Origin of the sequence: Elongatibacter sediminis, from assembly GCF_037892215.1 — a bacterium.
Lineage (GTDB): Bacteria > Pseudomonadota > Gammaproteobacteria > Xanthomonadales > SZUA-36 > Elongatibacter > Elongatibacter sediminis.
The window spans coordinates 169,705-194,043 of record NZ_JAZHOG010000003.1 but is presented as its reverse complement, the minus strand read 5'-3'; the positions used below and the strand labels follow the sequence as shown (position 1 = coordinate 194,043).

24 protein-coding genes and 1 riboswitch are annotated in these 24,339 nt (G+C 60.8%); of the genes, 13 read left to right on the top strand and 11 right to left on the bottom strand.

Annotated features, from left to right (window positions below; translation table 11 throughout):
- Positions 1–4: 4 nt before the first annotated feature.
- Positions 5–1,366 (bottom strand): Do family serine endopeptidase, encoded by a 1,362-nt coding sequence (locus tag V3330_RS05625; protein WP_354694411.1) that lies wholly within the window; start codon positions 1,364–1,366, stop codon positions 5–7.
- A 307-nt stretch (positions 1,367–1,673) separates the two neighbouring features.
- Between V3330_RS05625 and V3330_RS05620 the strand changes: the two genes are divergently transcribed.
- From V3330_RS05620 to V3330_RS19610, 3 genes are all read left to right on the top strand, one after another.
- Positions 1,674–2,240 carry an HNH endonuclease gene (locus tag V3330_RS05620; RefSeq protein WP_435791522.1) on the top strand — a complete coding sequence of 189 codons (567 nt, stop codon included), beginning with the start codon at positions 1,674–1,676 and terminating at the stop codon, positions 2,238–2,240.
- 192 nt (positions 2,241–2,432) lie between these two features.
- Positions 2,433–3,605 carry a carboxypeptidase-like regulatory domain-containing protein gene (locus V3330_RS05615; protein ID WP_354694410.1) on the top strand — a complete coding sequence of 391 codons (1,173 nt, stop codon included), beginning with the start codon at positions 2,433–2,435 and terminating at the stop codon, positions 3,603–3,605.
- 28 nt (positions 3,606–3,633) lie between these two features.
- A complete protein-coding gene (locus V3330_RS19610) occupies positions 3,634–4,020 on the top strand; it encodes a hypothetical protein (protein WP_435791442.1) in 387 nt (128 codons plus the stop codon).
- Between the two features lie 129 nt (positions 4,021–4,149).
- On the opposite strand, the gene V3330_RS05600 is transcribed toward V3330_RS19610, so the two are convergent.
- Positions 4,150–4,419 carry a hypothetical protein gene (locus tag V3330_RS05600; RefSeq protein WP_354694409.1) on the bottom strand — a complete coding sequence of 90 codons (270 nt, stop codon included), beginning with the start codon at positions 4,417–4,419 and terminating at the stop codon, positions 4,150–4,152.
- Positions 4,420–5,114: 695 nt separating this feature from the next.
- On the opposite strand from V3330_RS05600, the gene V3330_RS05595 reads away from it, so the two are divergent.
- From V3330_RS05595 to V3330_RS05585, 3 genes are all read left to right on the top strand, one after another.
- Positions 5,115–6,194: a hypothetical protein gene (locus V3330_RS05595; RefSeq protein WP_354694408.1), complete on the top strand. Its 1,080-nt coding sequence runs from the start codon at positions 5,115–5,117 to the stop codon at positions 6,192–6,194.
- A 447-nt stretch (positions 6,195–6,641) separates the two neighbouring features.
- Complete coding sequence (locus tag V3330_RS05590; protein ID WP_354694407.1) at positions 6,642–8,189, top strand: choice-of-anchor Q domain-containing protein; 1,548 nt, start codon at positions 6,642–6,644, stop codon at positions 8,187–8,189.
- A gap of 109 nt (positions 8,190–8,298) precedes the next feature.
- Positions 8,299–9,183 carry a 5'-3' exonuclease gene (locus V3330_RS05585; protein ID WP_354694406.1) on the top strand — a complete coding sequence of 295 codons (885 nt, stop codon included), beginning with the start codon at positions 8,299–8,301 and terminating at the stop codon, positions 9,181–9,183.
- Positions 9,184–9,218: 35 nt separating this feature from the next.
- Here the strand turns inward: V3330_RS05585 and V3330_RS05580 are convergent, their stop codons facing one another.
- Positions 9,219–10,649 carry a hypothetical protein gene (locus V3330_RS05580; protein ID WP_354694405.1) on the bottom strand — a complete coding sequence of 477 codons (1,431 nt, stop codon included), beginning with the start codon at positions 10,647–10,649 and terminating at the stop codon, positions 9,219–9,221.
- 203 nt (positions 10,650–10,852) lie between these two features.
- On the opposite strand from V3330_RS05580, the gene V3330_RS05575 reads away from it, so the two are divergent.
- The 3 genes from V3330_RS05575 to V3330_RS05565 are packed head-to-tail and all read left to right on the top strand — an operon-like array spanning position 10,853 to position 12,752.
- Positions 10,853–11,404 (top strand): NUDIX hydrolase, encoded by a 552-nt coding sequence (locus tag V3330_RS05575; protein WP_354694404.1) that lies wholly within the window; start codon positions 10,853–10,855, stop codon positions 11,402–11,404.
- A gap of 8 nt (positions 11,405–11,412) precedes the next feature.
- Positions 11,413–12,528, top strand: a complete 1,116-nt coding sequence (locus V3330_RS05570; RefSeq protein ID WP_354694403.1) for an isoaspartyl peptidase/L-asparaginase family protein — start codon at positions 11,413–11,415, stop codon at positions 12,526–12,528.
- Positions 12,525–12,752, top strand: a complete 228-nt coding sequence (locus V3330_RS05565; protein WP_354694402.1) for a hypothetical protein — start codon at positions 12,525–12,527, stop codon at positions 12,750–12,752. Before V3330_RS05570 ends, V3330_RS05565 begins: the two co-directional genes overlap by 4 nt.
- 4 nt (positions 12,753–12,756) lie before the next feature.
- On the opposite strand, the gene metF is transcribed toward V3330_RS05565, so the two are convergent.
- From metF to metK, 3 genes are all read right to left on the bottom strand, one after another.
- On the bottom strand, positions 12,757–13,620 hold the full coding sequence (gene metF / locus V3330_RS05560) for a methylenetetrahydrofolate reductase [NAD(P)H] (protein WP_354694401.1): 864 nt from the start codon (positions 13,618–13,620) through the stop codon (positions 12,757–12,759).
- Between the two features lie 35 nt (positions 13,621–13,655).
- Entirely contained in the window at positions 13,656–15,086 is a 1,431-nt protein-coding gene (gene ahcY, locus V3330_RS05555; RefSeq protein WP_354694400.1) for an adenosylhomocysteinase, read from the bottom strand.
- An 18-nt stretch (positions 15,087–15,104) separates the two neighbouring features.
- Positions 15,105–15,186: riboswitch (S-adenosyl-L-homocysteine riboswitch) on the bottom strand.
- 22 nt (positions 15,187–15,208) lie between these two features.
- Positions 15,209–16,372, bottom strand: a complete 1,164-nt coding sequence (gene metK / locus V3330_RS05550) for a methionine adenosyltransferase (protein ID WP_354694399.1) — start codon at positions 16,370–16,372, stop codon at positions 15,209–15,211.
- Positions 16,373–16,540: 168 nt separating this feature from the next.
- Between metK and nhaB (V3330_RS05545) the strand changes: the two genes are divergently transcribed.
- Both nhaB (V3330_RS05545) and nhaB (V3330_RS05540) read left to right on the top strand, forming a co-directional pair.
- Positions 16,541–18,043, top strand: a complete 1,503-nt coding sequence (gene nhaB / locus V3330_RS05545; protein WP_354694398.1) for a sodium/proton antiporter NhaB — start codon at positions 16,541–16,543, stop codon at positions 18,041–18,043.
- Positions 18,044–18,061: 18 nt separating this feature from the next.
- Entirely contained in the window at positions 18,062–19,570 is a 1,509-nt protein-coding gene (gene nhaB, locus V3330_RS05540) for a sodium/proton antiporter NhaB (protein ID WP_354694397.1), read from the top strand.
- A gap of 40 nt (positions 19,571–19,610) precedes the next feature.
- Here nhaB (V3330_RS05540) and V3330_RS05535 read toward each other — a convergent pair whose 3' ends face one another.
- Positions 19,611–19,886, bottom strand: a complete 276-nt coding sequence (locus V3330_RS05535) for a hypothetical protein (protein WP_354694396.1) — start codon at positions 19,884–19,886, stop codon at positions 19,611–19,613.
- Positions 19,887–19,991: 105 nt separating this feature from the next.
- Here V3330_RS05535 and V3330_RS05530 point away from each other — a divergent pair, with 105 nt between their 5' ends.
- On the top strand, positions 19,992–20,447 hold the full coding sequence (locus V3330_RS05530) for a hypothetical protein (RefSeq protein WP_354694395.1): 456 nt from the start codon (positions 19,992–19,994) through the stop codon (positions 20,445–20,447).
- On the opposite strand, the gene V3330_RS05525 is transcribed toward V3330_RS05530, so the two are convergent.
- Both V3330_RS05525 and V3330_RS05520 read right to left on the bottom strand, forming a co-directional pair.
- A complete protein-coding gene (locus V3330_RS05525; RefSeq protein ID WP_354694394.1) occupies positions 20,441–20,875 on the bottom strand; it encodes a CBS domain-containing protein in 435 nt (144 codons plus the stop codon). The two genes, V3330_RS05530 and V3330_RS05525, sit on opposite strands and share 7 nt — an antisense overlap.
- Positions 20,876–20,947: 72 nt before the next feature.
- Complete coding sequence (locus V3330_RS05520; protein WP_354694393.1) at positions 20,948–21,223, bottom strand: hypothetical protein; 276 nt, start codon at positions 21,221–21,223, stop codon at positions 20,948–20,950.
- A gap of 52 nt (positions 21,224–21,275) precedes the next feature.
- Here V3330_RS05520 and V3330_RS05515 point away from each other — a divergent pair, with 52 nt between their 5' ends.
- Positions 21,276–21,632 carry a Rieske (2Fe-2S) protein gene (locus V3330_RS05515; protein WP_354694392.1) on the top strand — a complete coding sequence of 119 codons (357 nt, stop codon included), beginning with the start codon at positions 21,276–21,278 and terminating at the stop codon, positions 21,630–21,632.
- A 1-nt stretch (position 21,633) separates the two neighbouring features.
- Here V3330_RS05515 and V3330_RS05510 read toward each other — a convergent pair whose 3' ends face one another.
- Together V3330_RS05510 and trmB are read right to left on the bottom strand one after the other, a co-directional pair.
- The gene (locus V3330_RS05510; RefSeq protein ID WP_354694391.1) at positions 21,634–23,475 is read right to left on the bottom strand and encodes an SLC13 family permease; all 1,842 of its coding nucleotides are present in this window, start codon (positions 23,473–23,475) and stop codon (positions 21,634–21,636) included.
- Between the two features lie 129 nt (positions 23,476–23,604).
- Entirely contained in the window at positions 23,605–24,309 is a 705-nt protein-coding gene (trmB, locus tag V3330_RS05505; RefSeq protein ID WP_354694390.1) for a tRNA (guanosine(46)-N7)-methyltransferase TrmB, read from the bottom strand.
- Positions 24,310–24,339: the final 30 nt, after the last annotated feature.

Here is a 24,339-nt window from a genome sequence, read left to right as displayed (position 1 = left end):
CGGGTTAATCGATTCGCGCCACGTAATCGTTTCCGTCCCGACGAATCTGCAACAGGATGGGCCCGCGGCCGGCGTCCAGGCTTTCCTGCAATTCGGCCAGGCTCTGTACGCTCTGGCGATTGGCCGCGGTGATGATGTCACCCGGCCGCAGACCGGCCCGCGCCACGCGACTGCGGCGGTCGAGCCCGGCCACCAGCACGCCTTTGACCCGGTCGCCGCGCATCTTGGCCGGCAACTCCTCGAAGCGCGCGCCGGCCAGGCGCTCATCGAGCATGCCGCCGTCGATTTCCCGCAGCTCGGCGACACCCAGTGTCACGGAATGTGATGCACCGTCGCGCACGTATTCCAGGCTGCGTTCCTCGCCAACCGGCAACTGCCCTTCAACGTTGTGAAATTCGCGCATGTTGCGCACGGGGTAACCGGCGATGCCGACAATGACGTCGCCGGCACGTATGCCGGCCCGGTCCGCCGATGAGTCGCGAACCACCTCGGCCACCAGCGCGCCCTGGCGGTCCTCGAGATCGAGCGCGCCGGCCAGTTCGGCCGTCAGGTCCTGCACATAAATGCCCAGGGTGCCGCGGCGCACCTCGCCGAATTCGGCCAGTTGTTCCATCACGTACTGCGCCATGTCACTCGGAATCGCGAAACCGATGCCGACGTTACCGCCGGACGGCGTAAAAATCGCGCTGTTGATACCGACCAGTTCGCCGCGCAAATTGATCAGTGCACCGCCGGAATTGCCGGGGTTGATGGACGCGTCCGTCTGGATGAAATTCTGATACTCCAGGCCACGGAAGCCGGCCCGTCCCAGTGCGCTGACGATGCCCGAGGTGACGGTCTGCCCCAGTCCGAAGGGGTTGCCCACCGCCACCACGAAGTCGCCGACCCGAAGGGCGTTGGAGTCGGCCAGCGGCAGCGCCTCCAAGTCTTCGGCGGGAATCCGGATCATGGCGAGATCGGTGTCCGGGTCAAGCCCGATCACCTCGCCGCGGAAGCTGCGCCCGTCCGACAGGGTGACCGATATATCGTCGGCCCCGGCGATCACGTGATTGTTGGTCAACACATAGCCCTGCTCGGCGTCGACGATCACGCCCGACCCCAGGCTTTGGGACACGCGTTCCCGCGGCCGGTCCGGCACGTTGAAGAACCGGCGGAAAAACGGATCATCCAGCAACGGACTGCGGATGCGCACCCGGGTCTGGGTATAGATATTGACGACCGAGGGTGTAACGCGGTCCAGCACCGGAGCCAGGGACGGCAGTGGCTCGCCGTCCACGACGGGAGGCAGAGCTGCCGCAGCCCCCGGAACGAATCCGGTCAGGCACAGCAAAAGCAATAGAATTTTCGGGGCAACGAATCGACGCATCGTGAATTTCCTGTCATCCGAACGGGGTCTTTGACCCGCAAGCCGGCTCAGGGTTCGCATCCTGCAGAAACCTGCCGGAGCCCGCGCGAAAAACGGCCGAAAACCGTGCAATAAGGGCACGACCCCCCTGTTGAGCCGAATCGAAGCCGTTGATGATATCCCGATTACGAAAACACCACCTCGCGTTCAGATGACCCGTGGCGTACGGGTGCCAAAATGTACCGGTCTTGCTTCAAACGAGCGCCGGTTGCAGAATGAGCGCATCGTGGACCTGCAACAACAGGTATTGAGGACCGACGTATCGGGCATGCCGCTCGAGTGGATCGGCTACCAGCACGCCGTCCGGCTGATCACGCTGGGCCAGGTCAGCTATTCCCTCGGCCGCACCCTGTACCGCATACACGGCGGCGTCAACGCGCTGAGCGGAGTGCAGAGCATGGTGGAAGTCAACGCCATCGTCGCCACCGTCGGCCATCACCCGCACGAGCAGCTTTTTTCCCCGAAGTATTCACCGCCGCTGAGCAACAAGGCGCTGTTCCGCCGCGACCAGTCGCTGTGCCTGTACTGCGGCGAACAATTCCCCAATTTCATGCTCTCGCGCGACCACGTCAAGCCCATCAGCCAGGGCGGCCGCGACACCTGGAAAAACGTCGTCACCGCCTGCAAGCGCTGCAATAATCACAAGGCCGGCCGCACCCCCGAGCAGGCCGGAATGCAACTGCTGGCCATCCCCTTCGTGCCCACCCACGCCGAATACGTCTACCTGCAGGGCCGCCGCATTCTCGCCGACCAGATGGACTTCCTTCTCGCCCACTTCCCTCGTAACAGCGTGCTGCGCCAACGAGTGGAAGGCGGACAGAAACTGCTGGCCTGAACGCCTCACCCAAGCATCATGCATACCTATCTGCGTTTCAGCATCTTGGGTACACTAAGCGCCAATATCCCACCGCGTCCTGGTTAGATCCAGAATAATCACCCCCCTTGATCAAACGGCGAAACTCCGCGCCGCACAGCATTGCCCCGCACATTCCCGATTCAGCAAAAACACATCTCAATGGTCCAACACATGCAAAGAAATCAAAAATTCATGCTGATTGTCTTTTCCTGGTTGGCAGCATTATTAGCCGCACCGAATGCCTGGGCGGGCGCCAGTCTCTGCCTCACCGATGCCGACTGCACCGACCCCTCACTGCCGATCTGCAACACCCAGACCAACCAATGCGGCGCCAGTCTCTGCCTCACCGATGCCGACTGCACCGACCCCTCACTGCCGGTCTGCAACACCCAGACCAATCAATGCGAAGCCGCACCGGCGGGTTGCTCATCGGATGCCGATTGCATCAACCCGAGTGAACCCATCTGCAACACCATCACCATGATGTGTGAAGCTCCCCCTCCCGGCTGTCTGACCGATGCCGATTGCACCGACCCCTCCCTGCCGACCTGCAACACCCAGACCAACCAGTGCGAAGCCGCTCCGGCGGGCTGCTCATCCGATGCCGACTGCATCGACCCCGCGATGCCGTATTGCAATATCCCGCAGATGACCTGTCAGGCAAATGTCGTCACAACACTCTCCGGCAAGGTTGTCGACCGAAGCGACAGCAGCACGGCGGTATCCCCGGTAACAATCCAGCTACTGAATCCAGCCAGCGGCGCACCCACCGGTTACGAAGCGACCAGCGATATCGGCGGGAATTGGGAGATTTACGACCTGCCGCCGGGAAGCTACAAAGTTTTTTTTGATGCACACGGCGCCGCCAGCGATTATCTCGACGAACTGTACCCGGAGATTCTCTGTGACGCCGGAGCCTGTGACAAGGCGGGTGACGGCGTGGCTGTTGCCATCGCGGAGGGAGACAATACGCTCAATTACGACTTGCCCCGAGCCTACAGTCTTTCAGGCACGGTACGTGACCAGAACTCCCAACCGATGCCGGGTGTACAATTGCAGGTGTACGACGAAGACGGGCAGCCGCTGGGTGTGGCGACGACCACGGGAACCGGAGAGTGGATTTATCCCCGAATTCCGAATTCGACCTATTACATCAAGACGATACCGGCCAGTATCCCCGGTTACCGGTCGGAAATCTGGGACGATATCCTCTGCTACGCCTGTGACGTGATGACAACCGGCGATCCCGTCACCGTAAACCATGCGGATGTAAGCGGGTTGTTGTTCCAGCTATCGCCGGTCCCACCCGCTCTGCATGAAGATGGCTTCGAGGATCCACCCTGAACGGAAAACCCCATCTGGTAACCATTTCATGAGCGCATCCCCCGTCTACCTGGTCGACGCCAGTGTCTATATCTTCCGCGCCTGGTTTTCCATGCCCGATGCTTTCAACAACGCCAGGGGCGAGCCGACCAATGCCGTCTACGGCTTTACCGGCTTCCTGTGCAGCCTGCTGGAACAGACCTCGGCCTCACACGTGGGCGTGGCCTTCGACGAATCACTGACCACCAGTTACCGCAACGAGATTTACCCGGAGTACAAGGCCAACCGGGATCCGGCGCCGGACACGGGTTGCGAGGCTGTTCCCGAACGAGGCGGCCTGTTTGCGGCTAGTCAGTGCGATACTGATGGAAATCTAGGAGGACTGGCAAACGGCGGAACGCCGCTACCAGACCTTCGAGAACTAGCTGCGTTCTGAGGGAGGCCGAATTGTAGAGTCGACGACTGGCGCGGTAGCAGGTCGGCCGAACCCGATTACCCACCCCGTTTCCAGTCGCCGCTCGCCGAACCGGACATGCGGATTTCCCGCATCCGGCTCTCTCTGGGATCATGCCTTCGCCCACGGAAGTTTACGTGTACGCGTCGACAAGCGGACCAGCGCCAACTCACGATAGACCTTCTTTCGCAGGTCATCCGCCAGTTCACCGAGCCAGCCGCCAACACCCACCGCATCGAGCTGCTCGAACGTCACGCCATCCACACCCGCCGCCCCGCCGTTGGCCCGGCACAGACGGTAGGCGTGCCACAGCACTTCGGCCCGATACACCTTGTCATACAGCTGGTAGAAGCGGAACCCGGCTTCTTCCTTCGCTTTCACATGCAGCGCTTTGCGGAGCTTCTCAACTTTTGCAGGAGTTACCAGACTCAATGTCAATCTCCAATCGCGTGCTCTTGCCAGCGCTACTCCCAGACTAAGGGCCCTTTCCTCAATCGGCGTTACCCGACCTCAGCGGTACTACGACCCTATCCGCCATCCCACCGGACCGGTCTGTGCCTCCCGACACCCCGTTGCCCGCCTCGCGACACCAAGTATCCCGTGGGACTTCCCGTGTTGCGCTACTCTCCCATTTGCAGGCATGCCGTCGCTAATACGCCGGTGGGTCCATCGAGTGCCAATCGATCTCTTCCTCAATGGCGGCGGCCTTCCCCGTTCTGTAGCCGGGTCGGCACCTACATTACATTTTTCGAGGCCTGCTCAGCGTTCACTGCACGTTACGGCCTGCGTGCTCGCTGAATCCCTAAAGGACCCTTTTACATCGGAAGCTTCAGTCGCTTCGTTGCCTCCACCACTGTTCCGATTGCTACCGGCTGGAACGACAGTTGCCGAGTGGGAATCTCACCCACTGAAAGAGCGCACCTTTGCACGGCGCACTACAGACAGAATGTTGCTTAATCGGCGATCCTCGAATGGCGCAATATTGGCGCCCATTGACACCGATCAGATAAAAGAACTCACGGATAGGAGACACTAAACATACAGATATCCAAAGCAAGCACTTTAGGGAGTGCGAAATGAAAAGCATCATGCTTGTTCTAACTCTGCTGGCGCTCAACCCAGCAGGCATTGCATCCGCGAATTTTTGGGATCAAGGGTTCACGAATGGATATTCGCGTCCCGAAATTGCTTCACTCTACGGTACTTTCTATCCAGTCACCTACGGCAACTGTTTATTCGGGCCGCCAACACCGTGCGAATCGGGGCCAGCGTATGGGAGTTCACCTACTTACCTAACGTTCCCTCAAGGCGCATCTGGATCGTCCAATTACTGGGCGTTGCACATTAACAATGAACCAGCTTTTTACACAGAAGGTACATCAAATCCCGGCATTCCGGGGCGTACTCATCCTCTTTACTACAGCACGGATGCAAATTGGACTTACTATCCTGAGTCATACGATGTCGTCACGGACACGGATATTGGAGAGAATTTTCCTCGGGCGCATTTGATTGTCCGTCACTTAGGTGCAACACATAGTCACGATGCAAACGGAATTATGGGCCTCCCCTTTGTGTCAATGGGCGCACAAGCGGGACGCGGAAACTCATCAAATGTTGGTTCCATTTACGGAACTCCGCACAAAGTGAAGTTTTGGGCGAAAATTTGGGCGTATGCCGAACCATCCGGGGGTGATTATTGGAGTGACGGTGGACTCTGGTTTTATCTCTATGCGCTTAGCGAGTGGGGAGGCAAGAAGCGTGGTGTCTTTCTCGCTCTTAAACACCTAGGTGACAACACGGATGCGTCTTCAGCGACCGACGCTGGGGAAAATTTCTTATGGAACTGGACAGTCACGCAGTCTTTTTTCTATCCGGGAGTAGATTGGGCATTCTTAGACTCTGAAGACCTGAATGCGGGGCCTTCCGCTTGGCATTGTGGATTTACGGTTCCAAACATGTCTTCGACTGGCGTTGACTACCAATTCAACGTTGATCTCAAGAAGCTATTCCAATGCGCGAGCGCACGTGGATTATTCCAGCAATCTATGCCGTCCTCCGGGTCCGTGCCCATTTCTGGCGTGCATTGGGGGAACGAAATGAACGGAGCGGGTGGCTATATTTGGACATCTGTTCATAAGATGTCAATGTACTAAGGAGCGGACGTGAAACACTCTCATTTACTAGTATCCTCGCTGTTGGTCACTTTTTGCTTACCAGCACTAGCCCAAGACCAAAGTAGTCCAGTCAGTTCAACTGAACAAATTGAGTCTATTCGACAAGGACTGATCAGAGATTGCTTGGAAGATCCGATCTGCAATGCGAGAAATTCGAGTCATGTTACGAAGGTGAAAAGCCCTATCCCCCAATACAAAGAGGGCAAAAAGGTCTTTGAGGAAGTGCTGGACGTTAAGGCCTACTATGTGGCGGATGACGCCGATTCAGAATCAAGCGACTCGTAAACTTTTCGGCTCTTTGTGGATAAACCCACTGTGATTCGGAGTTTGTTCAGTGGGTTCAATTTTCCAGGGCCGACTTAATTGGTCCTCATACGACTATTCCTCAGCATAAACTAGTTTTATTTCCCCAAGAGTGCCAAGAAGATGCTCAATACACCCAACTTAAATCGCATTAAGTTTTTGATAATTCTGTCTTGGGCCGCCTGTTTGACGACAGGGATATCACCGCTACAAGCCGACGAAATCATCGACATCGAAGACGGTGATGTTTCTGGATTGAATTCGGCCATTGAACGTGCGAATCAATCCGGGGAGCGCACGTTTATTCGGCTGGTTGGTGATGGCGCATACTCATATCAATTACCTGAGAACTCACCTCCGAAAATAACCGGCACCATCATTTTGGATGGGAAAGGGGCAGTATTTAGCGGTGACGGCTCAACAGCTCTTGGTCCATTACTTGAAATTGGCGAAGGCGGCTCATTAGAGCTTTCCAACGTGGTGATTCGGGATTTCGAATCTGACCAACCAGGTACTTCGGAACAGGGGCTCATAATCGTGTCCGATGGAGCTTCACTATCTCTGGAGAGCGTGAGGATTTCATCCGTTGATACCCATTCATCCGGAAAGTCTTCGGGTGCGGTTGTCCTGAACTATGGCAATATTCAATTAAGCAAGGTGCGCGCCTCTGCCATTTCCGTTGTAACGGAATCACAGTATGCAGTTGTATTCATGAATAACCTTGGTGAAGCCACGCTAGAAAATGTCTTTATTATCGACGGCAGGATTGATGCCCCGGAACTGCCGGCACAATCTGTTGCAGCGTACATCCACAACGGCCCGTTCGCGACGCTCAACATTAGGTCGTCCACATTCATTCGCGAGACATCACCTTCTGGCACAACTTCAAAATTGCTCGCAATCGAACGAACCGTTGAGCGCCCCGGAGTGTTTCGAGAAATTGCGATGGGTGGCACGATGATATTGGACCTCGGCTGTACGTTCTCAGAAAACGTTGTTAGCACCGGATTCAATCTCATCTCCACGACAGAGCCTTGCCCGGCGAAATCCAATACAGATATTACTGGCTTTTATTCCAATGCCGCCCGGTTCGAAAACGCTCCCCAGGGTGGACCATTCGTCGTTCTTCCACCCAACAGCCCGGCGCTCGATAGAATCACGGGTGATACCTACACCTGCCCTAATCGAGATGCGATGGGTGGATTACGCCCCAAAGATGGCACTGGTGACGGCATTAGCCAATGCGATATAGGAGCATTCGAAACATCGGGGAACACACCGCTGTTTTCTGGAGGTGAGAACGGCTTGTTTTATTCCCGGGGCCGAGATGGCCACTACGTTACAATCGAAAACACAAGGCCTAATGAGTACTTAATTTTTTGGAACACCTTTGATCAGTCAGGAAATCAAGGTTGGGTGCTAGGGATTGGTAGCAGGAGTGGAAATACCATTTTGGCGGACGGATACTATCAAACGGAGGGTATTCTTACGCCCGGTGCGGGCGCCGACGTGAATACCAGTGAAATGGTCGACTGGGGATCGATTCGAATTGAACTGGAGTCGTGTCTCAATGGACGTTTCATTTACGATTCACTGCTTTCCGAGTTTGGTTCAGGAGCTTTTACGCTCGACCGGCTGGCCTACATCGAGGGCCTTGGATGTTTGGACTGAGTGGCCAGTATGGCAAACTGATCTCGAATGTCGACGACCACTTGCGCCATCACGGCTTTTCTGCCCGGAACATCGGTGACCGGAACGGGAGAACGCTTATAATCGAACCATGAGCGCATCCCCCGTCTACCTGGTCGACGCCAGTGTCTATATCTTCCGCGCCTGGTTTTCCATGCCCGATGCTTTCAACAACGCCAGGGGCGAGCCGACCAATGCCGTCTACGGCTTTACCGGCTTCCTGTGCAGCCTGCTGGAACAGACCTCGGCCTCACACGTGGGCGTGGCCTTCGACGAATCACTGACCACCAGTTACCGCAACGAGATCTACCCGGAGTACAAGGCCAACCGGGATCCGGCACCGGAGGAACTGAAACGCCAGTTCAAGTGGGCGCGAGCGGTGGCCGAGGCGATGGGACTGGCCTGTTACGCCGACCCCCGTTTCGAAGCCGATGACCTGATCGGCACCCTGGCCGTGCACTGGCGTGATCGCGGCCACCCGGTGTGCCTGGTGACCAGCGACAAGGACCTGACGCAACTGGTGCGTGAAAACGATCACTGGTGGGATTTTTCCCGCAACCGCAAACTCGGCGCCGCGCAGGTGCTGGAACGATTCGGGGTGTCACCCGAGCAGATCGCCGACTACCTGGCACTGACGGGCGACGCGGTGGACAACATTCCCGGCGTTCCGGGCATCGGGCCCAAATCGGCCGCTGCCCTGCTGGCGCATTTCGGCGATCTCGACCGGCTCTACGCCAGCGTCGACGAGGTGCCCTACCTCGGCATCCGCGGCGCGAAATCGCTGCACCGCAAACTGGTCGAACATCGCGCCGCCGCCGAACTCGCGCGTCAACTCACGGTGATTCGAACAGACGTGCCCTCGGCCCTGGAATCACCCGAAATCGCGCGCCGGACCACCGACGACGCAGCCTTGAATCGCCTGTTCGACGAGCTCGAGTTCGGCGGCATGCTGCGCCAGCGCTGCCTGCGGGCCTGAATCCGGACCCGGCAGGGCAAACCGCCTGTACGGCCTCAGTCCTTGCCGAAGGTATCCTCCTGGAACTTGGTCTCCGCGGCCGTCGGCAGCATCTCGTCGGGCTCCAGCGGTGACTTCAGGACCAGCGGTTCAACCAGCCCTTCATTGGCGCCCGGCACGTTGCTGCTGGCGAAATACCACAGTGAATCCCCGTGCGCTGCGGCAAACGACGGGAAGTTGAAGGTCTCCAGCGCATTGGCCACGGGTTTGACCTCGACCACCGACAATCCGGACGGATCGAGTTCCAGACGCATGACGCGCTGGGGCCGGATGCCGTTCTGGATCATCATCAGGGCGTTGCCGGACACCGCCAGGCCGGAGATGCCACCCAGGTTGAGGGATTCCGGGGCAGCCAGCATCGTCGATTTCTGGTCGTCGGGCAGCACCACCATGACGCCCAGCGCGGCATCGGCCAGGTACAGGCGTTTGCCATCCGCGGATAGCGCGATGTCGCGGAAACCCACCAGTTCCTTGTTGCCGAGGTAAGCCTCCAGCGCCGCACCGCCGGCGGCCTTGCGATAAAGCATCGGCAGCGCGCGGTCGATGACGAACACGTCACCCGAAGGATGCACCACGGAGCTGCCGAGCAGATGCGGCAGACTGTCGCCCGGCACCGGGAAACGGCCCACCAGTTCCAGCTCGTCCAGGGTGAATTCCAGGAGCGCGGACGCGCCCAGCATGTTCCTGGGCACGTCGCGGAAGGCCGGCACCGCCGTAGTCGACACCCACAGCCGGTTGCGCTCGGCATCCACGGAAAGGCCGTGCACCGACCACCACGGCGTATCCGCATCCGGCTTCAGCAGGCTCTCCACCTCGCCGGACTTCGAGACGGCCAGGATTTCGCCCGTGTCGACGGCCCCGGTCAGAAAGCGCTCGCGGGTCGGATCCCAGACGATGGCTTCCGGGTAGCTGTCCGCTTCGGGAAGTCGAAACGCGACTTCGGCCTCACCCAACGGATCACCGGCGCGGACCAGCAGGTCGTTGATGTAGTCGTAGACCTCGGTGCCGCGGATGCTTTCCGTGTCGTCGGTGGAATTGAAATCGAAACTCAGCCCCTGCTCCTGCATCTTGTGCATGTAGCTGTAGGCGCTGGTCTGGCGGCCCAGCAGCGCGGTTCCCACCACCATGCCGATCAGGTATTGCGGCTCGTAGGGGCGCAGATTGCGCAGCTTGATCGTGGCCTGCACGAAGCGCAGGTGTTCACCCGCCTCATAGGCCTCGATGGCGGTCTGCTGTAATCCCTCGATGTCATCCGGCAGCCCGCCCCGGTGGCGCGGTTTCCTGGGCGGAGCCTCGGCGGCCGCGTTCTGCGCGCCAGCCGCCTGGCCGGCTGCGGCCGCGGATGAATCTTCCCGGGCGAAACCGGTGATGGCTGCCAGGTTCAACAGCAGACCGACCCAGGCGGTAAGTAAAATTCTTTGTGACATCGTGATTCCTGAATTTGGGAAAGGGCCGTGTCGGAAGCGGTGCGCTCTCCCGCGCGCCGTCACCGACAGGCAACGGGTGTCTTTGAACGACGAACGGGTGGTTGGTTCCATCCGCGGCCGGAACGGAGCGCCAACCTGCGCGCCACGCGCGTCGCCAGTACAATCGCCCCATCAATCGCCGCATTTTACCAGAGAGCCTGCCCATGACTGAATCCCGGATGCTCTACGCCGGCCGCTACCTGGGGTTACGCGATTCCGGCGGCTGGGAATTCGCCACCCGCACCAATGCCTCGGCCGTCGCCGTGCTCGTCGCGGTCACCGGCGACGATGAAATTCTGCTGGTCGAGCAGTTCCGCGTTCCGGTCGGCCGGACCGTGATTGAATTGCCGGCGGGCCTGGTCGGCGATCTCGATGATCCGCACGAGGAACTGCTGACGGCCGCCCGCCGCGAACTGGTCGAGGAAACCGGCTACGAAGCCAGCGACGTATCCGCCATACTCACCTGCCCCAGCTCCGCCGGCATGACCGACGAGATGATCACCTTCGTGCGCGCCACCGGCCTGCGGCGGGTCGGCGATGGCGGCGGCGATGCCAGCGAGGCCATCACTGTGCACCGGGTGCCGATGGCGCGGGTCGATGCCTGGCTGGCCGGGCGGCTGGCCGAAGGAACGCCGCTGGACCCGAAAATCTATACCGCGCTGTACTGGTTGCGCCACGGCACCCCGGCAACGGACAATTCAAGCGATTCCAGGTGAGGATGCCCATGATTCGTCTCAGACCCTTGCGCGCGCCAACCCACGCGTTGGCCCGCGCGGCCGGCCGCGTTTCCAGGGCCGGTGCCTTCACACGCCTGGCCTTCGCCGTCACCGCAGGAGTGCTGTCGATGTCTGCGTACTCAACCGCAACGGCGGCCGGCCCCGATCCGGCCGCACAATCCGGGCCGGTGGCCATCGCGCTGCACGCGGGCGCCGGCACCATCAGCCGGGACCGGCTCGATCCCGAAACCGAAGAAAGAATCCGGGCCACCCTGCGGGCAGCCGCCCTGGCCGGTCATGAAGTGCTGAAATCCGGTGGCAGCGGCATCGACGCCGTGCTCACGGCCGTCACCTTGCTCGAGGATTCACCGGACTTCAATGCGGGCCGCGGCGCCGTCTTCAACGCCCAGGGCAGGCACGAAATGGACGCATCGATCATGAACGGAGCCGACCTTTCGGCCGGAGCCGTTGCCGGGGTTCGCCTGGTGCGCAATCCCATCACCCTGGCACATCGGGTCCTGACCGACTCCCCGCACGTGATGCTGACGGGGGATGGCGCCGAGGCCTTCGCGCGCCAGCAGGGCATCGCTTTCGAGGACGAAGCCTATTTCCATACCGACTACCGCTGGCAGCAATTGCAGGATGCCCGGGCCAGCGATGATCCGGAGGCGCATGCCGTATCCGAATCTCCCGACCGCTGGCTGTCGACGGTCGGTGCGGTGGCGCTGGATGCAGCAGGCAATCTGGCCGCCGCAACCTCGACCGGCGGCACCACCAACAAGCGCTGGGGCCGGGTCGGCGACTCACCCATCATCGGCGCCGGCACTTATGCCGACAACCGCTCCTGCGCGGTGAGCGCCACCGGGCACGGGGAGTATTTCATTCGCGCCACCGTGGCGGCGGACATTTGCGCGCGGGTCCGTTACCAGGGCGTTGGCCTGGAACAGGCAGCCGATTCCGTCATCAACGGTCAATTGGTGGACATGGGAGGTGACGGCGGTGTCATCGCCATCGATCCGGACGGCAACATCGCGCTGGTGTTCAACACCGCGGGCATGTATCGGGCCAGCATCGATACCACGGGCCGCACATTCATCGGCATTTACCGGGAGGAAACCCCGTGAGCGGCAAATCTCCCTTCCCCATTCCGCCCTGGATACTGGCGCTGGACGGTGTCGGAACCGTTCTGGTCGTACTCGGCATGCTCGCGGCGCTCGGCATCGACCTCGGGCTGCCGGCGCTGGCCGGCCTCTGGCCCCTGTTGATTATTCTGGGCGCCGGCCTGATGGCCCCCATGGTGGTCTGGGCGGTGCGCCGGGCGCAACGGGCGCGCGACGAGCGTCCCTGAGAATTCAGCGGACGGGCGCCGGCTTGCCGGCTGCCTCTCCGGCCAGTCGCTGCCACAACAGCAGGCTGGCATTGGCCCGGTTCAGGGTGTAGATGTGCAATCCGGGCGCGCCGCCGGCCAGCAGGCGTTCGCACAGGCCGCTCACCACATCCAGCCCGAAGGCCCGAATGGATGCGCCGTCATCGCCGAATCCTTCCAGCCGGCGCCGGATCCATCGCGGAATCTCTGCGCCGCACATGTCCGAAAACCGGGATAACTGACGGTAATTGGTGATCGGCATGATGCCGGGCGTCACCGGAATGTCGATGCCCGCCCGGGCGCAGTCGTCGAGCAGGCGGAAATAGCTGTCGGCATTGTAGAAATACTGCGTGATGGCGCCGTCCGCGCCCGCGTCCACCTTGGCCCGAAAGAATTTCATTTCTTCCTGCGGGCTGGGCGACTCGGGGTGGAATTCCGGGTAACAGGCCACCTCGATGTGAAACGCGGCACCGAATTCGCGGCGAATCCAGCGCACCAGTTCGTTGGCGTACTGGAACGGCCCGGGACCGGTCATGCCCTCGGGACGGTCACCACGCAGGACCACCAGCCGTTCGACCCCGTCCTCACGGTAGCGCTGCAGCAAATCGCGAATCTGCGATTCACTGCGGACCATGCAGGAAATATGCGGCGCCACCGGAACGCCGCTCTCACCGAGCAGCGCGTTGACCGTCTCCCGGGTCGAATCCAGGGTCGAGCCGCCCGCCCCGAAGGTCACCGACAGATAGGCGGGACGCAACGGTGACAATTTCTGCCACGTCGACTCCAGGACCAGCTTCTGCTCGGCACTGCGCGGTGGAAAAAACTCGAAACTGACTGGCGGAGCGGACACGACCCTGTCTCAATTTATGGCGTCGATACGCGTGATCAATAGCGGTAGTGGTCCGGTTTGAACGGCCCCTCGGTCTCAACGCCAATGTAGCTGGCCTGCTCGTCCGTCAGATCGGTCAATTTCGCGCCGATGCGCTCCAGGTGCAGCCGGGCCACCTTCTCATCGAGGTGCTTGGGCAGCACATACACCTGGTTTTCATAGCGATCGCCATGGTTCCACAGTTCCATCTGCGCCAGCACCTGGTTGGTGAAGGAGTTGGACATCACGAAGCTCGGATGGCCAGTGGCGCAACCGAGATTGACCAGCCGGCCCTCGGCCAGCAGGATGATGCGGCGGCCGTCCGGGAAGATCACGTGATCGACCTGTGGCTTGATATTCTCCCAGCGGTACTGCTTCAGACTGGCCACATCGATCTCGTTGTCGAAATGCCCGATGTTGCACACGATGGCCTGGTGCTTCATCTGCGCCATGTGCTCGTGGGTGATGACGTGGTAGTTGCCGGTCGCGGTGACGAAGATATCGGCCAGCGGGGCCGCCTCGTCCAGCGTGACCACACGGAAGCCCTCCATCGCCGCCTGCAAGGCACAGATCGGATCGATCTCGGTGACCCAGACCGTCGCGCCCAGGCCCTTCAGCGACTGCGCACAGCCCTTGCCCACGTCGCCATAACCCGCCACCAGGGCGATTTTGCCGGCCACCATCACATCGGTGGCGCGCTTGATCCCGTCGACCAGCGACTCACGGCAGCCGTACAGGTTGTCGAACTTCGACTTGGTGACTGAATCGTTCACGTTGATGGCCGGGAAGGTCAATTCACCGTCCTTCGCCATGCGGTAGAGCCGCTTGACGCCGGTGGTGGTTTCCTCGGTCACGCCCTGGATGCTGGCCAGGGCCTTCGAATACCAGCCCGGGGCGGTTTTCAGCCGCTGGCGGATCGCCGCGAACAGCGCCTCTTCTTCCTCGCTGCCGGGATTATCCAGTACGCTGGCATCCTGCTCGGCCTTGCTGCCGAGATACAGCAGCAGGGTGGCGTCACCACCGTCGTCCAGGATCATGTTGGCGAACCGCGGTTCGCCCTCGTCATCGCCCCAATCGAAAATGCGATGAGTGAATTCCCAGTATTCGTCCAGGGATTCACCCTTGTAGGCGAAAACGGGGGTGCCGCCATCGGCAATGGCGGCCGCGGCATGATCCTGGGTGGAGTAAATGTTGCACGACGCCCAGCGCACGTCGGCGCCCAGCGCCTCGAGCGTCTCGATGAGCATGGCCGTCTGGATGGTCATGTGCAGACTGCCGGCGATACGAGCCCCCTTGAGCGGTTGCTCGGCACCATACTCTTCGCGCAGCGCCATCAGGCCCGGCATTTCGGTTTCGGCGATCGCGATTTCCTTGCGGCCGTATTCGGCCTGCGAAAGATCGGCGACGTAGTAATCATTCTGTTCAATCTGTTCAATTACGGCATTCACTGCTGTTCTCCCGTGCGTTCTGTTCGAGCGCAGTTCCAATTCATGGCCCCCCGCCGAGCCTGGCCGGACTCGCAGTCCGGTCGCAGCGCCCCTCGGCACGCGGCACTTCATTCATCGGGGTTTTACAGCCCCGCCACCTCACGCAACTGGTCAGCGCGATCGGTCCGCTCCCAGCTCACATCGAGGTCTTCACGTCCCATGTGACCGTAAGCCGCAAGCGGTCGGTACATGGGCTGGATCAGGTCCAGCATCCGGATGATGCTGTACGGCCGCAGGTCGAATTCCTGACGCACGATCTGCTCGATCTTGTGTACCGGAATCTTTTCGGTGCCAAACGTCTCGACCGTGACCGAGGTGGGTTCCGCAACGCCGATCGCGTAGGAAACCTGGATTTCGGCCCGGTCGGCCAGTCCTGCGGCCACCAGATTCTTGGCCACGTAACGGCCGGCGTACGCCGCCGAGCGATCGACCTTGGAAGGGTCCTTGCCCGAAAACGCTCCACCGCCGTGCCGTGCCATGCCGCCGTAGGTGTCGACAATGATCTTGCGGCCGGTCAGTCCGGCGTCTCCCACCGGCCCGCCAATCTCGAAACGGCCGGTCGGATTGATGTGGTACTTGGTGTTGCCGTCCAGCCAGGCCTCGGGCAGTACCGGTTTGATGATTTCCTCCATCACCAGTTCACGCAGGTGTTCCTGGCTGGTCTCCGCGCTGTGCTGCGTAGACAGCACCACGGCGTCGATACCGGCCGGACGACCGTCCTCGTAACGGAAGGTCACCTGGCTCTTGGCATCCGGCCGCAAATGCTGGCGGCCAGCATCGCTGGTGCGGCGCACCACGGCCTGGCGTTTCACCAGTTCATGCGCATAATGGATCGGTGCCGGCATCAACACCTTGGTTTCGTTCGTGGCATATCCGAACATCAGGCCCTGGTCGCCCGCGCCCTGGTCTTCCGGACGCTCCCGGTCCACACCCTGGTTGATGTCCGGCGACTGCTTGCCGATGATATTGACCACGCCGCAGGTCCGGCCATCGAAGCCCACCTCCGACGAGTCGTAGCCGATGTCCACGATGACATTCCGGATCAGATCTTCGAGATCGACCCAGGCGGAGGTGGTGATTTCACCGCCAACAATGGCCACGCCGGTCTTGACGAATGTCTCACAGGCCACCCGGGCGGAGCGATCCTGATCGAGGATGGCATCCAGGATGGCGTCCGAAATCTGGTCCGCCACCTTGTCGGGATGGCCCTCGGAGACCGACTCCGACGTGAAGAGGTAACTGCTCATACGCCTGGTTCCTTTAATTATATATCTTTCAATCGAGATAAAGAGATATAGTCTATCCGAGCCGTCCGGTCAACGCAAAACCGGACCGGAATTCACACTGCTTCTGGCGCGCCACGCACCGAAATACTAGAATCCCTGCTTTTCCACTGGACCTTGCCGGAACAAAATATGCCAAGCACCCTTGCCCGCTCCATGCTGGACAATTTCCTCGGCCCCGCCGCCGACTGGTACAAGATGACCATCGTCCTCTTCCTGGTCGCGAATCCTTTTCTGCTGATCGCGACAGGACCATTCGTGACGGGCTGGGTGCTGGTCGCGGAGTTCATCTTCTGCCTGGCGATGGCCTTGAAATGCTATCCGCTGCAGCCGGGCGGCCTGCTGGCTCTGGAAGCGGTGATCCTGGGCATGGCGTCGCCCGAGACCGTATTCCACGAGGCCGAAGCCAATTTCGAGGTCATCCTGCTGTTGATCTTCATGGTGGCCGGCATCTTCTTCCTCAAGGACATGCTGCTCTACATCTTCACCAAGATCCTGATACGCATCCGTTCCAAGACCCTGTTGTCGCTGATGTTCTGTTTCGTCTCCGCGGTGCTGTCCGCCTTCCTGGATGCGCTGACGGTGACCGCGGTGATCATCACGGTCGCCGCAGGATTCTACGGCGTCTACCATAAAGTGACGTCGGGCAAAGGCTTCGACGACGACCACGATCACGCCGACGACACCGGCATCGGGCACGAGACCCGGGAGGACCTGGAAGGCTTTCGGGCCTTTCTGCGCAACCTGCTGATGCACGGCGCGGTCGGCACCGCGCTCGGCGGAGTGACCACCCTGGTCGGCGAACCGCAGAACCTTCTGATCGGCCAGGTCGCCGGTTGGGAATTCATCGAATTTTTCCTGCGCATGGCGCCCGTCAGCCTGCCGGTATTCGTGGTGGGCATGCTCACCTGCGTGGCGGTCGAGCGCATGAAAATTCTCGGCTACGGCGCGGAGATGCCCGACGCGGCACGGCGTATTCTGGAGGAATTCGACCGCATCGAGGATGAACGGCGCACACCCAAGCAGAAAGCGGCCATCGTGGCGCAGGTTCTGGTGGCACTGTTCCTGGTCGTCGCCCTCGCCTTCCACTTGGCCGAAGTCGGCTTGATCGGTTTGGCCGTCATCGTTCTGGCCACGGCCTTCACCGGCATCATCGAGGAGCATCAGCTCGGCCACGCGTTCTCCGAAGCCCTGCCCTTCACGGCTCTGCTGGTCGTATTTTTCGCCATCGTCGGCGTGATCCACGAGCAGCACCTGTTCCTGCCGGTGATCGAGTACGTGTTCTCGCTGGATCAGCACATGCAGGTACCGGTGTTCTTCCTGGCCAATGGGCTGCTGTCGGCGATTTCGGACAATGTCTTCGTCGCCACCGTCTACATCAATGAGATCAATGCCGCGCTGTCCGCAGGCGAAATCACGCGGGAGCATTTCGACCTGCTCACCGTCGCGATCAATACGGGCACCAACATCCCGTCGGTCGCGACCCCGAACGGCCAGGCGGCTTTCCTGTTCCTGCTGACTTCGGCCGTCGCACCCCTGATCCGGCTCGGCTATGGACGCATGGTGATCCTCGCCCTGCCCTACACGATCACGATGTCCATCTCGGGACTGCTTGCGACAGTTTTCATCCTCTAGCCCGGAGCTCCTTTCAGAATGACTGAACGTATCGGTGTGGCCACCGGAGTGTGGGCGAATTTTCTCGGAAATTCGCCCGGCTGGTTCAAGCGGGCCATCGTTTTATTCCTGGCGATCAATCCCTTCGTTTTGCTGTCGATGGGTCCGTTTTTCACCGGTTGGCTGATGGTGGCGCAATTCATTTTCTGCCTGGCCATGGCGCTGAAATGCTATCCGCTGCAACCCGCCGGTCTGCTGGCCATCGAGGCCGTGCTGATGAGCCTGGTAGGCCCCGAGGCCATCTACCACGAAACCGCGGCGAATATCGAGGTCATACTGCTGCTGGTTTTCATGGTGGCGGGCATCTATTTTCTGAAAGACATGCTTTTGTTCGTTTTCGCCCGCATTCTTGTCGGCATCCGTTCCAAGCGCCTATTGTCGCTGGTGTTCTGCTTCGCAGCCGCGGTGCTGTCCGCGTTCCTGGACGCGCTGACCGTCACCGCGGTGATCATCACGGTCGCCGCCGGCTTTTACGCGGTGTACCACAAGGTCAGTTCCGGCAAGGGTTTCGACGATGAACATGAGCACGCCGACGACAGTGGAATCGGCACCGAGACCCGGGCGGACCTCGATCAATTCCGGGACTTCCTGCGTAACCTGTTGATGCACGGCGCGGTGGGTACCGCACTGGGCGGCGTCACCACCCTGGTGGGCGAACCCCAGAACCTGCTGATCGGTCACCTGGCAGGCTGGGAATTTGGCGAATTCTTCCTCCGCCTGGCACCGGTCAGTCTGCCGGTTTTCGCGGTGGGTCTGCTGACCTGTTTCAGCGTCGAGCGGCTGCGGCTGTTCGGCTACGGTACGGAAATGCCCGAGGCGGCTCGGCGCATTCTCGTCGAGTTCAACCGGATCGAGTCGGAGCGCCGCACCCCGCAGCAGCGGGCCGCGATCGGCACCCAGGCGGCCGTGGCCCTGTTCCTGGTTGTCGCACTGGCCTTCCACTGGGCCGCGGTGGGCCTGATCGGCCTGACCGTGATCGTGCTGGCCACGGCCCTGACCGGCGTTATCGATGAACACAAGCTTGGCCATGCCTTCGAGGAAGCCCTCCCCTTCACAGCCCTGCTGGTGGTTTTCTTCGCCATCGTGGCCGTCATCCATGAACAGCACCTGATACAGCCGGTGATCGAATACGTTTTCCAACTCGACGCGACCATCCAGGTGCCCGTGTTCTACCTGGCCAATGGCCTGCTGTCGGCCATCACGGACAACGTTTTCGTTGCAACGGTGTACATGAACGAAATCACGGCGGCATTGCAGGCGGGTGACCTCTCCCGGTCGCAATTCGAACTGCTGACCATCGCAATCAACGCCGGGACCAACATTCCGTCCGTGGCCACGCCGAACGGTCAAGCCGCCTTCCTGTTCCTGCTGACCTCAACCGTCGCACCACTGATTCGGCTGAGCTACGGACGCATGGTGATGCTGGCCCTGCCGTACACGGTGACGATGACCATCGCGGGCCTGTTGGCGACCATTTTCCTGTTGTAGAAACCCGTGAGGGCGACCTGAGCGCGGCTGACCCGCGTCGTCAGCGGAAAATGAGCCACGTCAGATAAATGATCAGAACGATCACCACCGGCAGGACAATCACCAGGGATTTGCGTGCCAGGCCCATCATCGCGGCACCGCTTTCCTGCAGGCGCTCCGCGCGGTCCTGCAATTTTTCGGCGCGCTCGAACTGGCGGCGGGCCATGTCGAACTGTTGCTGCTGGATATCCAGCGCGTGTTTCTGCTGAGCCAGCTGTTCACGCTGGTTGGCTTCGATACGGCGCAGAATTTCGGTGACTTCGCTGGCTGGTTCCATCGGACGTTTCCCTGATAGCGTCTGGCCGTGGCAAATCCCGGCACACTGAGTTCTGTTCCAATGCCTGCTAGTGTAGTCGACAGTTGGCCTGTACGGAGTATGCAGATGAAGGAATCCACGCCGCCGTCCGGCCGTCGCCAGCTAGCCCGCGATGCGACCATCCTGCAGCTCAAACTGCTGATTGACGGATTTCGCGACGCGCTGCTGATCCCGTTGTCACTCGGCGCGGCACTGATCGGTCTGATCCGGGGCGGACCGAATGCGGACCGCGAATATCAGCGCGTGCTGAAACTGGGGCGGCGCAGCGATCGCTGGATCAACCTGTTCGGGCACCAGCCCCCGTCACACCGTTCCCATCCGGGCGGTTCACTGGATACACTGCTGGACCGGGTTGAAGACGTGGTCACGGAACAGTACCGCAAGGGACGTGATGCCGACGAAGCGCGTGCCGCAATCCGCGCGGCGTTGGCGCGCGATGAACCGGTCAATAGCGGGGAACCCGCCACCGGATGTTCCGGCAACGGGGAGACGGAAAGCGGTCCGCAACAACGAGGTCAGTAAGAACCGGCGATATAGTGCGCCAGTTGTTCAACCTCGGCTTCCTTCTCCTGCAGCATGTGTTTCACCAGATCCCCCAGCGACACGATTCCCACCATCTGTTCCGACTCGGTGATGATCAGGTGCCGGCAGCGGCAGGTGGTCATGATTTCCATCGCGGCTTCCGGAGTATCCGTTGTCGCCACGGTGATCAATGGAGCGGACATGACATCGCGCAATGGCGTGCTGGAAGATGAACGGCCTTTCAGTGCGATTTTTCGCAGATAGTCCCGTTCAGTGAAGATACCGCAGGGCTGCTCGCCGTCCTGAATGACCAGGGCACCGACGTTCGCCTGCGACATGATGCCGATCGCCTCGAGCACCGAAGCGTCGCTGTTGAGTGTCAGGACCGTTCCCCCTTTGCGGTCCAGGATTTCCCGGATCATCGACATAGAGCGTCACCTGACTGAGTTTGCCCCACCAGTGTATACCCTGAAAGGAGAAATACAACGCCACTCGTAAGCTTATTCGCGCCGCCTGGAGACGACCGTGTACTCCCCTTCGATGTCGCCGCCGGTCCCTGGCTGCCGTTCCGGGCTTTGTTGCGGACGACCGGAAGAGCGGCCGGGCCAGCGGGAACGCACCCAGGTGTATACACCGAATCCGGCCATGGCTCCCAATGCGATCAGCAATACGATCACGCCGAAAAACAGCGCGGCCGCCAGCACCAGCAGACCGACCAGGGTGGCCAGAACTCGTGCCGCGGGGCTGACAGGTGGCGGGTTGATCCGGTATCGCATACGATCATTCATCCTTTGAATTGCAAACTTGGGGCGCGCGCAGAGGGTATCAATGGCACAGCGATTGTGCAGGATCGAGGAAATCGGCGAATTCGGCAAGGATCTGGCGCTGCCGCATGCGGAAGGAACACGCTACCTGATGCTGTTCCGCCGGGACGGCCGCGTGGTCGCCTACGACAATGTCTGCCCCCACCACGGACTCGGACTCAATCTCGCACCCGGCCGCTTTCACTTTACGCGTGACGGCTGGCTGATGTGCGCACACCATGGCGCCAGTTTCGACCTGGAAACCGGGAGCTGCGTGTCGGGGCCTTGCCGCGGCGCGGCACTCAAACCGGCCACCGTGGAAGTGCGTGGCCAGGAAGTGTGGCTGACCGATCCGGACACCGCCGCCGGCGGTTCCGAATGAATCAGCCGAAAATCAGATTCACCATCGTCAGCATCACGGCGATGAAAATGACACTCATGATACTGCCCACACGGATGAAGTCCGCCACCCGGTAACCGCCCGGACCCATGATCAGCGCATTCACCTGGTGAGTCGGCAGGATGAAGGCGTTGGAGGCCGACAGGGCGACGATGAGTGCGTACATCAACGGATTGGCCCCTGTGGTGAAAGCGATGCTCACGGAAATCGGCACCAGAATGGTGGTGGCGCCTACGTTGGACATGACCAGGGTGAACAGCGTCGCGAGCGCCGCCAGCGAAATCTGCATCACCACATCGGGCACATCACCGAGCAACACCATGATTTCCTGCGCGATCCAGGCCGCGGTGCCGGTACGCTCCATCGCCTGGCCCAGCGGGATCAGGCTGGCCAGCAGAAACACCGACTTCCAACTCACCGCACCATAGGCCTCGTCCATGCTCAGCACCCCGGTCAGAACCATACCCATGGCCCCGACCAGCAGGGAGATGGACAGCCGGTAGTCGGTGAACAGAATCAGAAAAATCGAAATCGCGAAGAACACCAGTGCGTGCGCCACCTTGTTCGGCCGTTGCTCTTCCTTGGGAATTTCGGTGGCGACGATAAAATCCCGCTCCTTGCCGACGGCCGACAAATCCTGCCAGGTGCTGTGCGACACCAGGCAGTCGCCGGGCTCCAGCTCCAGGTCGCGCATGTCCTCGACCAGGATTTCGCCGCGCCGATTCACGGCCAGAACGCTGATGCCGTAGCGCTTGCGCAACCGTGCTTCGTTGATGGTCTGGCCGATCAGGCGGGAACCGGGAGGAATCACCACCTCGGAAATTCCGGCCCGGCTGGCGTTGAAAAGGCCACCGAAGGTGCGCAGCCGCGGCTGCACGCGGCACTGGTTCGCCAGAGCGAATCGACCCACCACGTCACGGGTTCCCATCACCCCGAGAATCGTACCCACCCAGATCATTTCGTCCGAGGGCGGCGCCAGCCTCGGCTCCTCGGTATTGCGGATGGCCAGCATGATCGGCGCGCCACTCAGTTTTTCGGCATCGCTGATTTTCATGCCGACCAGCGGGCTGTCCACGGTGACCAGCAACTCGAAAATGTCGCCCTTGATGCCGTAAACATCGGCGAAATACGACTTGGTACGCGCTGGTGCCCCGACGGATTTTTCCTTGGTCCTGGGGAGCAGCATGCGCCCGCCCACCAGAAAATAAATGATTCCACTGACCAGCAGCGCCAGCCCCACGGGCGTAACGTCAAACAGGTGGAACGGTTCCAGGGTTTCCACGCCCGGTGGCAGGGAGCGGTTGGCGTTGGCGATCAGATCGTTCAGCAGAATCAGCGGCGACGACCCGACCATCGTCAGGGTTCCGCCGAGAATGGCACAGAAACCCATCGGCATCAGCAGCTCGGAAAGCGGCACCTTCGTGCGGCCGGATATACGCGATACCACCGGCATGAACAGCGCGGTGGCGCCCACGTTCTGCATCATGCCGGAAATCACGCCCACCGCGCCGGAAACCAGGGACGTGATGCGGTTGGTCTTCTTGCCCCCGGCTTTCAGAATCCAGGCGGCCACAACCGTCATCACACCGGTACGGTCCAGACCGGCGCCGAGTACCATGACCGCGATGATGGACAGTACCGCGTTGGAGGCGAAACCGTCGAACAGGTCGGTAGGCGGCACCAGCCCCAGCAGGCCGATGGTCACCATGACCATGATGGCCGCCACGTCGACCCGGACCAACTCGGAAACGAACAGGCCAATGGTCGCACTCAGGACCATCAGCACGAGAATCATGTCGCCCGACAGTGTCAGGCCGGCATCCAATTCCTGCGCTCCACCTTCAAGCCTGACCTCGCATACGGTTTCCTTCCCCTTCGATTCGCGGGCCGGACGGGGCGGGATGTCCGGCAAGCACCCTGGTTCTATCCTAACCCGACGTCCGGCGCGACTCCATCAGTCGGCGCGCCGGAACAGCAAATCGCGCACTTCGTGACCGAGACGCCGCCCGCGCGATTCAAAGCGGGTCCGGGGGCGCCACTCCGGACGCTCGGCATACTCGCCGGGCCCGGCCACGTTTTCGAAGCGCTCGTCGGCACCGATGATCTCCATCATGTGCTCGGCGTACGGCACCCAGTCGGTTGCCAGGTGCAGCAAACCACCGGCGCGCATCCGCCGCGCCAGCAGGTCGATGAACGGCGGCTGGACGATGCGGCGCTTGTGATGGCGTTTCTTGGGCCACGGATCGGGAAAATAGATCCGAACGCCGTGCAGCGAGGCCGGCGGGATGCGGTGCTCCAGCAATTCCACCGCGTCCTCGCACGCCACGCGAACATTTTCCAGCCCATTTTCCTCCAGCTTGAGCAGCAGGTGGCCCACCCCGGGACGATGGACTTCCACGCCGAGGAAATTCTGCTCCGGATTCGCGGCAGCCATCTGCCAGGTCGCGTCGCCGTTGCCAAAGCCGATCTCCAGTATGACCGGCCGGTCGTTGCCGAATACCTGGCCGAAATCGAGTACGCCGGAATCACCGGCCACGCCATGGCGTGGCCACAGCTCGTCCAGCGCGCGCTGTTGCGCCACGGTCAGGCGGCCGCCGCGCAGCACGTAACTGCGCACCGGCCGATGGTGGTCTTCCGGGCTGTATTGCTCGTCCGTCATGTACCGTACTCGTCGCCATGCTTTACCAGC

What these genes read in the sequence shown, in the direction of transcription:
- V3330_RS05625 (WP_354694411.1), bottom strand. Translation starts at nt 1,366, where the DNA reads ATGCGTCGATTCGTTGCCCCGAAAATTCTATTGCTTTTGCTGTGCCTG.
- V3330_RS05620 (WP_435791522.1), top strand. Translation starts at nt 1,674, where the DNA reads ATGCCGCTCGAGTGGATCGGCTACCAGCACGCCGTCCGGCTGATCACG.
- V3330_RS05615 (WP_354694410.1), top strand. Translation starts at nt 2,433, where the DNA reads ATGCAAAGAAATCAAAAATTCATGCTGATTGTCTTTTCCTGGTTGGCA.
- V3330_RS19610 (WP_435791442.1), top strand. Translation starts at nt 3,634, where the DNA reads ATGAGCGCATCCCCCGTCTACCTGGTCGACGCCAGTGTCTATATCTTC.
- V3330_RS05595 (WP_354694408.1), top strand. Translation starts at nt 5,115, where the DNA reads ATGAAAAGCATCATGCTTGTTCTAACTCTGCTGGCGCTCAACCCAGCA.
- V3330_RS05590 (WP_354694407.1), top strand. Translation starts at nt 6,642, where the DNA reads ATGCTCAATACACCCAACTTAAATCGCATTAAGTTTTTGATAATTCTG.
- V3330_RS05585 (WP_354694406.1), top strand. Translation starts at nt 8,299, where the DNA reads ATGAGCGCATCCCCCGTCTACCTGGTCGACGCCAGTGTCTATATCTTC.
- V3330_RS05580 (WP_354694405.1), bottom strand. Translation starts at nt 10,649, where the DNA reads ATGTCACAAAGAATTTTACTTACCGCCTGGGTCGGTCTGCTGTTGAAC.
- V3330_RS05575 (WP_354694404.1), top strand. Translation starts at nt 10,853, where the DNA reads ATGACTGAATCCCGGATGCTCTACGCCGGCCGCTACCTGGGGTTACGC.
- V3330_RS05570 (WP_354694403.1), top strand. Translation starts at nt 11,413, where the DNA reads ATGATTCGTCTCAGACCCTTGCGCGCGCCAACCCACGCGTTGGCCCGC.
- metK (WP_354694399.1), bottom strand. Translation starts at nt 16,372, where the DNA reads ATGAGCAGTTACCTCTTCACGTCGGAGTCGGTCTCCGAGGGCCATCCC.
- nhaB (WP_354694398.1), top strand. Translation starts at nt 16,541, where the DNA reads ATGCCAAGCACCCTTGCCCGCTCCATGCTGGACAATTTCCTCGGCCCC.
- nhaB (WP_354694397.1), top strand. Translation starts at nt 18,062, where the DNA reads ATGACTGAACGTATCGGTGTGGCCACCGGAGTGTGGGCGAATTTTCTC.
- V3330_RS05535 (WP_354694396.1), bottom strand. Translation starts at nt 19,886, where the DNA reads ATGGAACCAGCCAGCGAAGTCACCGAAATTCTGCGCCGTATCGAAGCC.
- V3330_RS05530 (WP_354694395.1), top strand. Translation starts at nt 19,992, where the DNA reads ATGAAGGAATCCACGCCGCCGTCCGGCCGTCGCCAGCTAGCCCGCGAT.
- V3330_RS05525 (WP_354694394.1), bottom strand. Translation starts at nt 20,875, where the DNA reads ATGTCGATGATCCGGGAAATCCTGGACCGCAAAGGGGGAACGGTCCTG.
- V3330_RS05520 (WP_354694393.1), bottom strand. Translation starts at nt 21,223, where the DNA reads ATGCGATACCGGATCAACCCGCCACCTGTCAGCCCCGCGGCACGAGTT.
- V3330_RS05515 (WP_354694392.1), top strand. Translation starts at nt 21,276, where the DNA reads ATGGCACAGCGATTGTGCAGGATCGAGGAAATCGGCGAATTCGGCAAG.
- trmB (WP_354694390.1), bottom strand. Translation starts at nt 24,309, where the DNA reads ATGACGGACGAGCAATACAGCCCGGAAGACCACCATCGGCCGGTGCGC.